Origin of the sequence: Hymenobacter sp. (assembly GCF_036388155.1) — a bacterium.
GTDB lineage: Bacteria > Bacteroidota > Bacteroidia > Cytophagales > Hymenobacteraceae > Hymenobacter.
Genome location: NZ_DASVSI010000012.1, coordinates 25433 through 37997, shown reverse-complemented (window position 1 = coordinate 37997; position 12565 = coordinate 25433). Strand labels below are relative to the sequence as shown.

Annotated in this window: 12 protein-coding genes; 8 read left to right on the top strand and 4 right to left on the bottom strand. The window is 60.9% G+C overall.

Annotation, left to right across the window (positions count from 1 at the left end; genetic code table 11):
• Nucleotides 1-19 precede the first annotated feature (19 nt).
• The 3 genes from VF629_RS01850 (at nt 20) to VF629_RS01840 (ending at nt 1623) form a co-directional block, all read left to right on the top strand.
• Nucleotides 20-883 carry a glycoside hydrolase family 25 protein gene (locus VF629_RS01850; RefSeq protein ID WP_331056739.1) on the top strand — a complete coding sequence of 288 codons (864 nt, stop codon included), beginning with the start codon at nt 20-22 and terminating at the stop codon, nt 881-883.
• A gap of 75 nt (nt 884-958) precedes the next feature.
• On the top strand, nt 959-1402 hold the full coding sequence (locus VF629_RS01845; protein ID WP_331056738.1) for a septal ring lytic transglycosylase RlpA family protein: 444 nt from the start codon (nt 959-961) through the stop codon (nt 1400-1402).
• A 26-nt stretch (nt 1403-1428) separates the two neighbouring features.
• Complete coding sequence (locus tag VF629_RS01840; protein WP_331056737.1) at nt 1429-1623, top strand: hypothetical protein; 195 nt, start codon at nt 1429-1431, stop codon at nt 1621-1623.
• Nucleotides 1624-1663: 40 nt separating this feature from the next.
• Here VF629_RS01840 and VF629_RS01835 read toward each other — a convergent pair whose 3' ends face one another.
• The 4 genes from VF629_RS01835 to VF629_RS01820 form a co-directional block, all read right to left on the bottom strand.
• A complete protein-coding gene (locus VF629_RS01835) occupies nt 1664-2038 on the bottom strand; it encodes a hypothetical protein (RefSeq protein WP_331056736.1) in 375 nt (124 codons plus the stop codon).
• A gap of 256 nt (nt 2039-2294) precedes the next feature.
• A complete protein-coding gene (locus VF629_RS01830) occupies nt 2295-2957 on the bottom strand; it encodes an SOS response-associated peptidase (RefSeq protein WP_331056735.1) in 663 nt (220 codons plus the stop codon).
• Nucleotides 2958-3137: 180 nt separating this feature from the next.
• Entirely contained in the window at nt 3138-4787 is a 1650-nt protein-coding gene (glgP, locus tag VF629_RS01825; RefSeq protein ID WP_331056734.1) for an alpha-glucan family phosphorylase, read from the bottom strand.
• A 294-nt stretch (nt 4788-5081) separates the two neighbouring features.
• Entirely contained in the window at nt 5082-5537 is a 456-nt protein-coding gene (locus tag VF629_RS01820; RefSeq protein ID WP_331056733.1) for a PA2169 family four-helix-bundle protein, read from the bottom strand.
• Between the two features lie 287 nt (nt 5538-5824).
• Between VF629_RS01820 and VF629_RS01815 the strand changes: the two genes are divergently transcribed.
• The 5 genes from VF629_RS01815 to VF629_RS01795 all read left to right on the top strand — a co-directional run bounded on the left by VF629_RS01815 (nt 5825) and on the right by VF629_RS01795 (nt 12489).
• Nucleotides 5825-7276: a hydrolase gene (locus VF629_RS01815; protein ID WP_331056732.1), complete on the top strand. Its 1452-nt coding sequence runs from the start codon at nt 5825-5827 to the stop codon at nt 7274-7276.
• Nucleotides 7277-7455: 179 nt separating this feature from the next.
• Entirely contained in the window at nt 7456-9327 is a 1872-nt protein-coding gene (locus VF629_RS01810; RefSeq protein WP_331056731.1) for an alpha-amylase family glycosyl hydrolase, read from the top strand.
• Nucleotides 9328-9385: 58 nt separating this feature from the next.
• The gene (locus VF629_RS01805) at nt 9386-9787 is read left to right on the top strand and encodes a GxxExxY protein (RefSeq protein ID WP_331056730.1); all 402 of its coding nucleotides are present in this window, start codon (nt 9386-9388) and stop codon (nt 9785-9787) included.
• Nucleotides 9788-9823: 36 nt separating this feature from the next.
• Nucleotides 9824-10531 (top strand): SDR family oxidoreductase, encoded by a 708-nt coding sequence (locus tag VF629_RS01800; protein WP_331056729.1) that lies wholly within the window; start codon nt 9824-9826, stop codon nt 10529-10531.
• A gap of 137 nt (nt 10532-10668) precedes the next feature.
• Nucleotides 10669-12489 (top strand): alpha-amylase family glycosyl hydrolase, encoded by a 1821-nt coding sequence (locus VF629_RS01795; RefSeq protein ID WP_414653838.1) that lies wholly within the window; start codon nt 10669-10671, stop codon nt 12487-12489.
• Nucleotides 12490-12565: the final 76 nt, after the last annotated feature.

Sequence of the window (12565 nt, the reverse complement as noted above, 5' to 3'; positions counted from 1 at the left end):
TTGACACGTCCCCCAGCCCATGCCCACCCGCACCGCCCCTTCCGCCAAGCATGTACCGCGCCCGCGCTGGCCGTGGTGGCGGCGCGGGCTGCTGGCGGCACTGCTGAGCTTGGTGTTCCTGAGTGTGGTGTACTACAGCCGCCACCGGGTGCAGGTGAACCGCTACGCCCGCCGCACCTGGGCCACCCTCACCAGCGGCGGCCTCACGGGGCGCGAAAAAACCCCGCTCTTGGCCGGCTACTCGGTGCACGGCATCGACGTGTCGGCCTACCAGGGCCGCATCGACTGGCCCGAGGTGGCCCGCAACCGAGTGCGCTTTGCCTTCATCAAGGCCAGCGAAGGAGCTACGCTGCGCGACCAGCGCTTTGCCCGCAACTGGCGCGAGGCCCGCAAAGCCGGCGTGCTCTGCGGCGCCTACCACTACTTCCAGCCCAACCGCGGCGGCCAGATTCAGGCCGACCTCTTTGCCCGCACCGTGCCCCTGGCCCCCGGCGACCTGCCGCCCGTGCTCGACGTGGAAGCTGCCAACTTCCACGACGTGGCCGTGATGCGCCGCGAAGTGGCCCGCTGGCTGCGCCTCATCGAGGCGCACTACGGCGTGCGGCCCATTCTGTACTCCAACCACAGCTTCTACAAGCGCCACTTGGCCGGGCATTTCGACAATTACCCGCTCTGGCTGGCGCACTACGAAGTAGAACGCCCCGCCATGCCCCGCAACAAGTGGATAATCTGGCAGCACTCCGACGAGTCTCACGTGCCTGGCATTCGTGGAGTAGTGGATTTCAACGTGTTCCAGGGCAATTTCTCGGCACTGCAGGCCCTGCGCATACCGGAGGCACAGCCGCCTACTCCGGCTAAAAACCGTCGCCTAAGCAGCAATTAAACCGCTGTGGTGGCTAAGCTCAAGAGTGGTTGGCATCAAATGTGTCAGCCGGTTGGTTACTTTTGAGCTTAGCCGATGAGAAATTTGACCCTCAACTTTTTGCGCGCCTATTGGTGGAGCACCCGCTTCCTGCCCCTGCTGGTGCTTGTGCTGCTGGCCTCGTGTAGCGGCAGCCGCGACGTTAGCACAGGCTCCCGAGTCCCGCGCGGGGCCTACACCCAAAAGGGCTTGGGCTCCTACTACGCCAACAAATTTGCGGGCCGGGCCACGGCCAGCGGCTCGGTGTACCGCCCCGGCGAAATGACGGCCGCGCACAACACCCTGCCTTTCGGCACCGTAATTCGGGTGACGAACACCCGCAACGGCAAGTCGGTGGACGTGACCGTGACCGACCGCGGCCCGCACACCAAAGGCTACATCGTGGACGTGTCGCGAAGGGCCGCCGTGCAGCTCGACATCATCGAGGCCGGCGTGGTGCCCGTGGTGGTCACCGTCCTCAAGCCCGCGGGCTCTCGCTAACGCGCCATTGCTGCCCTGTTGAAGCCATGAACATTCGCAAAAAAGTCCGCTGGACGCTGCCGCCCAACACCAACCGCTACGCCGCGCTCGACCTGTGGGTGCGCGCCGCCGAGGACGAGGACTGGTCGGATGCCGAAATCCAGCACGTAATGGATGAAGTGGTCGAAGCCGAAGATGACGCTGCCGGGCTGGAAGTGCTGGCGTGGTACACCTACAAATAAGCTCATCTTTTTTTGCCAATAACGGCCAGCTTTAAAGCCCCTAGCTGCGCACCGCTGCGGGCTGCAAAGCCGCTCGCAGCCACGTGCCCGCCAGGGCGGCCAGGCCGCCGACTAAACCGGCAATGAGGCCGGCAACCAGCACCAACGCCACGGGCGAGCCGCCCAGCGGCAACAGTTCGGCCATCCGGTGGGCCAGCAGCCCGTTGTTTTGGTACGACTGCCAGGCGGCCGGCACTACCCAGCTCAGCGCGGCCCCGCCGAAACCGGCCCCGAAAGCCGCCCGCGCCGAAGGCGCCAAAACCAACCCAACGGCAAACGCCACGGCGGCCAAGCTCCATTCTGGTAAGTCGAGCTGCACCGCCGAAGCCAGCACAAAAATCAAGAGGAGCAGGAGCCAAGGATTACGCCAGTTCATGCGAGCAAATGTAGGCGCTGCGATTGATGGGAAAGGCAGTTCTGTCATTGCGAGCGCAGCGCGGCAATCCGTCCCGTCAAAACCAGGCATTTTAAAGATGCGAAAAGCCCCACCGGAACGGCCCCGACACTGCACAGCGATGGAGTCGTACCCGGTGGGGCTTTCCAATTGAGTTTGTCGCGTTACCAGGCTAGTCGCTGAGAACAGGACGGATTGCCACGGCCTGCGGCGTGCAATGACCATTCCTCATTCTTCATTAAGCGGCGGCCAGCACCTCGACGTCGTTGTTGGCGGGTGAATTCACGCGCTTGCTGATGACGTATTCCTGCATGGCGGCGGCATCGTAAGGCATGAGCAGTTGCTGGTGCTCGGCCAGGCCCAGGCCGTCGTCGAGCCAGGCTTTTTCGGCGGCGCGGCTGGGCAGGATGACGGGCATCCGGTTGTGGATACTGGCCATCAGCGCATTGGGCTCGGTGGTGATGATGGTGAACGTGGGGTGCAGCTCGCCAGTGCCGCGGTCGAGCCATTCGTCCCAGAGGCCAGCAAAGGCGAAGGGCTGCTCGTCGCGCAGCAAAATGCGGTGCGGCACCTTGCCCGCTGGCGTGGCCTGCCATTCGAAGAAACTATCGGCCAGCACCAGGCAGCGCCGCCGGTTCAGCAGCTGCCGAAACGAGGGCTTCTCGGCCAGCGTTTCGGCCCGCGCGTTGATGGGCTTGGGGCCGGCGGCAGGGTCCTTGCTCCAACTGGGCACGAGGCCCCATTTCAGCAGTTGAATCTGGCCCGGCGCGGCGTTGGTGATGATGGGCAGCCGCTGCGAAGGCGCGGCGTTGTAGGTGGTTGGCGCCGGCTCGGTGAACTTGGCGTCGAAGCGCTGTTCAGCCGTGGGGGCCGGAGCGATGAAGGTATAGCGACCACACATAAGACCACAGATTGAACGGATTTTAACGGATTGAACGGATTTTTTGTGGTTGCTGGCCGAGGAGCGAATTACCAGGATACTCGCAGCAAAAAGCCCCAACCCGGCAATAACCGCGTTGAGGCTTTTCTTACGGAACCACAAAAAATCCGTTCAATCCGTTAAAATCCGTTCAATCTGTGGTCAGACTTTATACAACAGCTCGTAGTACTCCCGCGCCATGCGGCCCGACTCGAAGGCGGGCTCCACGTCCTTCATGGCGGTTTTCACCACTTTCAGGAAGTTCTTGGGCTGCTCGTAGTAGAGCGGCAGCACCTTGTTTTCGAGCACATCGAGCAGGGCGGTGGCCTCTTGGTCGTCCTTCACGTTTTCGGGCAGGCTTTCGTCGGAGTGCGTGATGACAAAGCCGTTTTCACCGTCGCGGATGAATTCCGGAATCCAACCATCGGCGATGCTCAGATTGACGCTGGCGTTCATGGCGGCGGTCATGCCGCTCGTGCCGCTGGCTTCGCGCGGGAAGCGGGGCGTATTCAGCCAAATGTCGGAGCCTTTTTTGAGGGCAGCCGACAGCCCCAGCTCGTAGCCGGTGAGCACGGCACAGTTTTTCAAATGCGCGGTGCTGGTGATGATTTTATTGAACAGGTCGATGGCGCTTTGGTCCAACGGGTAGGGCTTGCCGGCCCAAATCACCTGAATGGGCCGGCTGGCGTTGGCGGCCAGCGCCACAAAACGCTCGAAGTGACGCAGTATCAAGTCGGCGCGCTTGTAGCCCGCGAAGCGACGAGCCCACACGATGGTCAGCACGTCGGGGTCGAAGAGGTTGCCGGTTTGGTCGGCCACTATCTTAAACAGCTCCTTTTTCAGTTCGCGCTTGCGGGCCAGCAGGGCGGTGTCGTCCTTGCTTTTGAGGGCGGCGGCCAGCTGCTGGTCGCGCCAGTACAGGCCGTTCTGGCTGTTGGTGATGGGAATGATGGGGCAAGTGCCCTCGTAATGGCTCCACATTTCGTTGGCCACGGTGCCGTGCACCTTGCTCACGGCGTTGGCCTTGCGCGCAAACCGCAGGGCGGTGAGCGTGTAGTTGAGGGCGTCGTTTTCGATGCGGGCCACGCGGCGCACGTCCTCTTCCGGCATGGTGCCGAAGAAGGTCATGTCGGTGAGCAGCTTCATGGGGCGCTCTTCGTTGCCGGCCAGCTCGGGGGTGTGCGTGGTGAACACCAGGCGCTTTTGCACCTCGGCCAGGTCGCGGCCGTGCTTTTCGTAGAGGTAGAACGCCAAGGGCAGGCCGTGGCCCTCGTTGAGGTGGTACACGTCGGTTTTGCGCCCCAACAGGTCGAGCAGCCGCCCGCCGCCCACGCCCAGCAGGATGCTCTGGGCCACGCGGGCCGCCGCGTCCGGGTCGTAGAGGTGGTGCGAGATGGTGCGCGAGATGTAGTCGTTCTCCTCAATGTCGGTGGTGAGGAAGAACATGGGCACCGTGCCGAACACCTCCGGCGCCAGGTACAGCACTTTCACGTGCACGTCGGCCCCGTGAATGGTGATGGGGAACACCAGGCCCGTGTCTTCCAGGAAGGAGTAGTATTTCCGGCGGAAGTCGGCCCGCATGGTTTGGTCGGGGTTGCGGCCCTGGTCGTAGTAGCCAAAGCTCCAGAGGACGCTGATGCCCACCAGGTTTTGCTTGAGCTCAAAAGCGGAGCGCATGTGCGAGCCCGCCAAAAAGCCCAGGCCGCCAGAATAGGTTTTCAAGGGTTGGTCGATGGCGAATTCCATCGAGAAATACGCGGCCGCGGTCTTGTATTTAGCCGCGGGCGCGTAGGGGTTGAACGTAAAAGCCATAGAAATGTAAGGGACCGGCCGGAGCCGGTAGGTAAGAGAAATGCGGGTTGAGAAATGAAATGCTATCAGCCAAGCGGTGACTCGACGAAGCCGCAATGTGCAAACGATTCGACAAATAAAGCGGAAGCCTAATATTAAGCTTGACGGGCGGGCGCGCCGCAGCGCGGCTTAAGAAGTGTTTTCCTACAGCAATTTCAACATTAACGGACCGGAACAGACACTGGCTCCGGCATTGCCCAGAGCCGCGCTGCAGTTCCGGGCTGAAGCGAAGACACGCCGACCAATGGTCGGCCCTTAGCCCACGCTCGCAATGCTTTTTAGCTGCTGCAGCTTGCGCAGGGTTTGCTGCGAGGCCTGGTGCTGCCGCTCCACAGCCTGGCGCGCAGGGCCGGTGAGGTTGTCGTCGGCCAGGGCCTCGGTGTAGGCCTTGATGGCCCATTCTTCGCCGTAGATGTTGGAATCGAGGATGCTCTTTTCATTGCGGCCCGTCACGGCGGCTTTGGCGTCCATGAAGCCGCGGTAGAATTTACCTTTGAGGGTGGTGCTGTCCTCGGCGGTGCCGCCGGCGGCTTTGGCAAAACCGTTTATTTCCTGCACAAACTGTTCGCTCTGCTGCACCAGCTGCAGGTAGTAGGCTTGGTTTTCGGAGTCTTTGGTTTCCTTGGCCGCGGTTTTGTAGCCTTCGATTCGGTCGTTTACGAAGAGGGCCAGTTCGTTCAGGGTATCGGCGAGTTTAGTGTTTTCAGTCATGAGAGGGGGTGTAAAGGGAGAATGGGGGAATTGGCATTCGCCGCCTTGCGTGCGGCAGACAAAGCCAATCCGTAGAGGCTAACGGCAGCAGGTTATCAGGAGTTGGCAATCACCATTTATTATTTAATAAATGCAATTCATATATAATGGCTGACCATGTGGTTTGACATCTCCTGCATCAGAAGACACAATCTTATAACTTCTCCAATACCAACAACCCTTTGGGCAGGGGCTAGCTTTGGCGCGTTGTTTCCTCATTTCCAACCCCTTTCTCGTACCTCATGCGCATGACATTTTCCGCCCGCTGCCTGATAGCGCCGCTGCTTGGCGCAGTCCTATTGGGCAGTTGCTCCAAGTCTGAGCTCACCTCGATTAGTCCGGCTCCGGCCGTGGCGCCAACTACCCAAAGCGCCTCGGCCACCGGCTTTCCCGAAGGCTTTGACACGGGCACCAAAACGGCCTACACCACCGGCAGCGTGACGCTAGGTTCGGGCTCCTGGACGCTGAACGACGCGTTGCTGGGCAACACCACCGCCGACCCCAAAACCGGCACGCAGTCGGTACGGGTGCGCAACCTGGGCGTGGTGGGCATGAACTTTAACACCACTACCGGCGCCAGCACCGTGACCGTGAGCCACGCCGTGTACGGCACCGACGGCGCCAGCACCTGGGAGCTATGGAAATCGGCCGACAGCGGCGCGACCTACGCCAAAGTGGGCAGCACCGTCACCACTAGCAGCACCGCGCTGGCCACCGCCACCTTCACCGTGAACCAGAGCGGCAGCCTGCGCTTTCAGGTGCGCAAGGTGTCGGGCGGCACCAACCGCCTCAACCTCGACAACTTCGACGTGCAGCAATACGGCGGTGGCACCACTCCCCCGCCGCCCACCGGCACGGCCAAGAAATTCTTGTTCGACGGCTCGCACGGCGAACTGGCCGGCAACGCCGACTGGGTGCTGGACGTGAACAGCGGCGTGGCCTCGCGCTACCCCTCGCCCGCCCAAAGCGGCATCACAAGCAGCAGCCCCGAAACCTACTGGACGGGCGCCATCTCGGCCTGGGGGGTGGCCCTGGCCAAGCAAGGCCACACCGTGGAGCAGCTGCCCGCGGGCGGCGCCATTAGCTACGGCAACACCGCCAACCCGCAGGACCTGGCCAACTACAGCGTGTTTGTGGTGGATGAGCCCAACATCATATTCACGGCCAGCGAGAAAACGGCCATTGTAAACTTCGTGAAGAACGGCGGCGGCCTGTTCATGATTTCTGACCACGACGTCTCGGACCGCAACAACGACGGCTACGACTCGCCCGACATCTGGAACGACTTGATGGCCAACAACTCGGTGCAGGCCAACCCCTTCGGCTTCAAGGTGAACCTGGACAACATCGTGGAGAACAGCAGCAACGTGCGCGCCGGCGCCAACCCCATCCTCAACGGCTCGCAGGGCGCCGTGTCGCAGCTCTCGTTCCACAACGGCGCGACCATGACGCTCAATCCCACCGCCAACAGCTCAGTGCAGGGCCTCATTTGGCGCAGCACAGCCACGCAGGGCAACAGCCTGGCCATGGCGGCCAGCTGCACCTACGGCGCGGGCCGGGTGGTGATTGTCGGGGACTCTTCGCCGGCCGACGACGGCACCGGCTCGCCCGGCAACACCGTGTACGACGGCTGGGGCGAGAACGTGAGCCACCCGCGCCTGCACCTCAACGCCTCGCTCTGGCTCGCCAAACTGCAATAGCCGCTGGCGGCACGGGAACAGTTGCTCGGTGCCGCTATTTGAGCGTTGCTTAATTAATGAAGCCCCGCTGCCGGTTCCGGTGGCGGGCTTTTTTGCGACGTTTGAGCAACCGATTGCACTGGGCACGGCTGGCCTGTTACTTTGCGCTCCAGACCCACCCTCATTCTTCCTGCTTGCCCATGAAACTGTCTCATTTCTTGCCGCTCGTGGCGCTGTGGCTTTCGGCCGCCGTTTACATTCCGGCCGTAGCCACACCCCGCAGCGCCGATGCAAAGGCCGCCGCCATCGACCGCGTTGACCCCACGTTTTGGTGGGTGGGCATGAAGAACCCCAAGCTGCAGCTGCTGGTGCACGGCGCGGGCATTGGCAGCAGCACGGTAACGCTGAATTACGCGGGCGTGACCGTAGATGGGGTAGAGAAAGTGGAGAACCCCAACTACTTGCTCGTCAACCTCACCGTTTCCCCCTCGGCCAAGCCAGGCAAGCTGCCCTTGCAGTTCCAGGGCGCCAAAAAGGTGAAATATGAGTACGAGCTGCGGGCCCGCAGCACCGACGCCAGCCGCACGCAGGGCCTCACCCAGGCCGATTTCATTTACCTGCTAATGCCCGACCGTTTCTCGAACGGCGACCCCAAAAACGACGTGGTGAAGGGCACGCGCGTCAACCACATTGCTCGTGACTCGATGTACGCCCGCCACGGTGGCGACCTGCGCGGCATCCAGAACCATTTTGGGCATCTCAAGCAGCTGGGCGTCACGGCTATTTGGCCCACGCCACTGGTCGAGAACAACATGCCCAAGGCCAGCTACCACGGCTACGCCGTCACGGATGGCTACCGCATCGACCCGCGCTACGGCACCAACGCCGAGTACGTGCAGTTTGTGCAAGCCGCTCACGGCCAGGGCCTGAAAGTGGTGCAGGACATCGTGCTGAACCACTGGGGCAGCTTCCATTATTTGTTCCTCGACAAGCCGGCGGCCAACTGGTTTCATCAGTTCCCTGCCTTCACGCGCAGCAACTACAACGCCTACGCCCTGAACGACCCGTACGGCTCTAAGCGCGACTACACGCTGTTCAACGACGGCTGGTTCGACACGACCATGCCCGACGTGAACCAAAGCAACCCCGCGGTAGCTACCTATCTGATTCAGAACTTTATCTGGTGCGTGGAGTCGACGGGCATCGACGCCTTCCGCATCGACACCTACCCGTATTCGGAGCCGAACTTCCTCATGGCCTTCGGCAAAGCACTGGCCGGGGAATTCCCCAAGCTGGCCATGTTTGGCGAGGCCTGGGAATACACGTCGGCCGAGCAGGCGTTTTTTGCCCAAAACATCCTGCCGCCCGTCAATGGCTTCAAGTCGAATTTGCCGGCGGTGCTGGACTTCATCACCACGGCGGCCATCGGCGACGCGCTGAAAGGCGACAACGGCGACTTGGCCAACCTATACCGCTCGCTGCAGTCGGACTGGATGTACACCGACGCGTCGCGCAACGTACTTTTCCTTGATAACCACGACATGAGCCGCTTCTACTCGGTGATTGGCGAAGATTTCAACAAGTACAAAATGGCCATGACCTGGCTGCTCACCCTGCGCGGCATTCCCCAGATTTACTACGGGGCCGAGGTGCTGATGAAGAACTTCTCGAACCCCGACGGGCTGGTACGCGCGGACTTCCCCGGCGGCTGGGCCGGTGATAAGGCGAACTACTTCACGTCGCGGCCGGGCCAGGCGGGCGAAACATTCGACTACGTGAGCAAGCTGGCCAACTACCGCAAGGCGCACCCGGTGCTGAGCATGGGCAAGCTGATGCAGTTTATTCCGCAGGACGGCGTGTACACGTACTTCCGCTACAACGACGCCGGCGAGTGCGTGATGATTATTGCCAACAACACCAAGACCGAAAAGCAGGTGGATGGCAACCGGTTTGCGGAGCGCACGGCGGGGTTTTCATCAGGGGTTGAGGTGATGAGCGGGGCTGCGCTTGCGGACTTGAAGGTGCTGCGAGTGCCGGCTCAGACGGCTTGGGTGGTGGAATTGCGGAAGTAATTTCATGTATATTTCTCGCTGAGGTCCGCAGAGGTTTACGCTGAGGTCCGCTGAGATTATGCACGAGAATGACATTTCGTTTAATGTTCGTAAAGCGGCTTTTGCGGTACACACTGCCTTGGGGCCTGGGCTGCTGGAGTCTTCATATGAGGCGGCCATGCTTTACGAACTGCGAACCGCTGGCTTTGAGGTGCGTACACAAGTAGGCTTGCCCATGGTGTATGCAGGACAGCAGCTTGACATCGGCTACCGCATCGACATGTTGGTGAATGGAAAGGTAATTGTCGAGCTAAAATCGGTGGATTCCATATTGGATGTTCACAAAAAACAGTTACTCACTTACTTGAAGCTGTCGCACTGCAAACTCGGTTTGCTCATCAACTTCAACGTAGTACACGTTAAAGAAGGCATCCTGCGCATCGTCAACGGCCTGGAAGAGTCTCAGCGCACCTCTGCGTAAACCTCTGCGGACCTCAGCGAGAAACCCCGAAAGCACATGACCGACCTCACCGACCAAGTGGCCATCGTAACCGGCGCCAGCCGCGGCATTGGCCGGGCGGTGGCACTCCTGCTGGCCCTGCAAGGCGCCAAAGTGGTGGCCGTGGCCCGCAGCGAAGAAGAGCTGGCCGAGCTGACCCACAAAACCCAGGGCCTGGGACTGGTAGCCGACGTGACCATGGAATCGGACGCGCTGCAGGTGGTGGAAAACACGCTGCTGCACTACGGCCGGCTCGACATTTTGGTGTGCAACGCCGGCGTGGGCTCGTTCAACGAGCTGGAGAACTTCACGAGCTCGGAGTGGGACCGGATATTCGACACCAACGTGAAGGGCACCTTCCTGATGTGCAAGGCCGTGGTTCCGCATCTCAAAGCGCGCCGCAAAGGCCACATCGTGGGCATCAGCTCCGACGTCGCCAGGCGCACCTTCGTCCACGGCACGGCCTACGGAGCCAGCAAATTTGCCCAGGACGCCATGCTGGGCAGCCTGCGCAAGGAAGTGCGGCCCCACGGCATCAAGGTGAGCACCATTTATCCCGGCTTGGTCGATACCTATTTCAACGACACCAAACCGGGCAGCGCCGAGGCCGAAAAGACGCACCTCCGCCCTTCCGACATCGCCCAGGCCGTGCGCTACGTGCTCGAAGCACCGCCCCACGTGGTGGTCGACGAGCTGATGCTGCACCCCACCACGCAGGAATGGTGATGGGTAGTGGTTAACGGTTAGTGGTTAATGAATGACTGGGAACAATGAGTAATTTTCAATGAACCAGATGACGGATAATCATTAATCATTAACCGCTAATCGTTAACCACTAATCAGAGCGTTATCTTACGCCCCTTATGAGAAAACCCCTACTCATTGCTGCTGGCACTTTCGCCTTAGCCTCCATCCTTTTGCCTGCTCCATCTGCCGTGGCCCAAACCACCACCGACCCCAACACCACCGCGGAAGCGCCGCAAGACAACAAGCTCGTCATCTACCAGCTGATGACGCGGCTGTTTGGCAACAAAGTGGCCCTGAACAAGCCCTACGGCACCATCACCGAAAACGGCTGCGGCAAATTCAACGACATCACCGACAAGGCCCTCGACGAAATCAAGAAGCTGGGCGTGAGCCACGTGTGGTACACCGGCGTGATTGAGCACGCCACCATGACGGACTACACCGCCGCCGGCATTCCGGCCGACGACGCCGACGTGGTGAAGGGCCGCGCGGGCTCGCCCTACGCCATCAAGGACTACTACGACGTGGCTCCCGACCTGGCCGTGGTGGTGAAAAACCGCATGCCCGAGTACGAGGCCCTCATCAAACGCACCCACGACAAGGGCTTGAAGGTGCTCATGGACTTCATCCCGAACCACGTGGCCCGCTCCTACAAATCGGACGCCAAGCCCGCGGGCGTGGTGGACCTGGGCGCCATGGACGACCAGACAAAGTCCTTCGCGCCCAACAACAACTTCTACTACTTGCCCGGCAAAAGCTTTGTGGTGCCCGCCGGCTACAACCCGCTGGGCCCGCTGAAAGGCGCGCGCGAGGACGGCAAGTACCTGGAAACGCCTGCCAAAGCCACCGGCAACGACGTGTTTTCGGAAGCGCCCAGCATCAACGACTGGTTCGAGACCGTGAAGCTGAACTACGGCGTGGACTACCAGAACGGCCGCAAAACTTACTTCGCCCCGGTGCCTGACACCTGGAAGAAAATGCGCGACATCCTCGTGTTTTGGGCCGGCAAAAACGTGGACGGCTTCCGCTGCGACATGGCCGAAATGGTGCCGTTTGAGTTCTGGGCTTACGTCATTCCCGAGGTGAAGAAGGTGAAGCCCGGCATAGTGTTCATCGCCGAAGCTTACAACCCCAAGGAGTACAACGCCTACCTGACCAAGGGCAAATTCGATTACCTGTACGATAAGGTGGGCCTCTACGATAACCTGCGCAAACTGATGCGCCAGGAAGGCACCACCGAAGACATCACCAAAATCTGGAAAGAGGAGAGCAATGGATTTTCTTCCAAGATGCTGCGCTTTCTGGAAAACCACGACGAGCAACGCATTGCCTCCAAAGACTTTGCTACCGACCCGCGCCGCGCCATTCCGGCCATGACCGTGACGGCCACCCTGGCCAGCGGGCCCGTGATGCTCTACTTTGGGCAGGAGGTGGGCGAGCCCGCCCGCGGCGCCGAGGGCTTCAGCAGCGAAGACGGCCGCACCACCATCTTCGACTACTGGGGCGTGCCCGAACACCAGAAATGGATGAACCAGGGCAAGTTTGACGGCGCCAAGCTCAGCCCCGAGCAGAAGGACCTGCGCGACTTCTACAGCCGCCTGCTCAACCTGACCAGCAAGAGCGAGGCCATCCGCAAGGGCCGCTTCTACGAGCTGCAGGACGCCAACAACCTGGGCAAGGAGTACAACCAGCGCCACCTCTACGCCTACCTGCGCCACACCCCCACCCAGCAGCTGCTGGTGGTGGTCAACTTCTCGGCCGACAAAACCTACCGCCCCGTCATCAACATTCCGGCCGACGCGTTGAAAGCCATGGGCTTGAGCGACAAAAAGTTCTACACCTACACCGACTTGCTGAACGGCGGCGCGGCCCTCAACACCCTCAACCTGACGCTGGCGCCGCTCTCGGCCCACGTTTTCGAGATAAAGCCGCGCTAAAGCGGCCAAAATCACAGCGAATCAGTAGATTTGAAGGCTGCCTCCCCTGGATACTTTCGAGGGGAAGCAGCCTTCA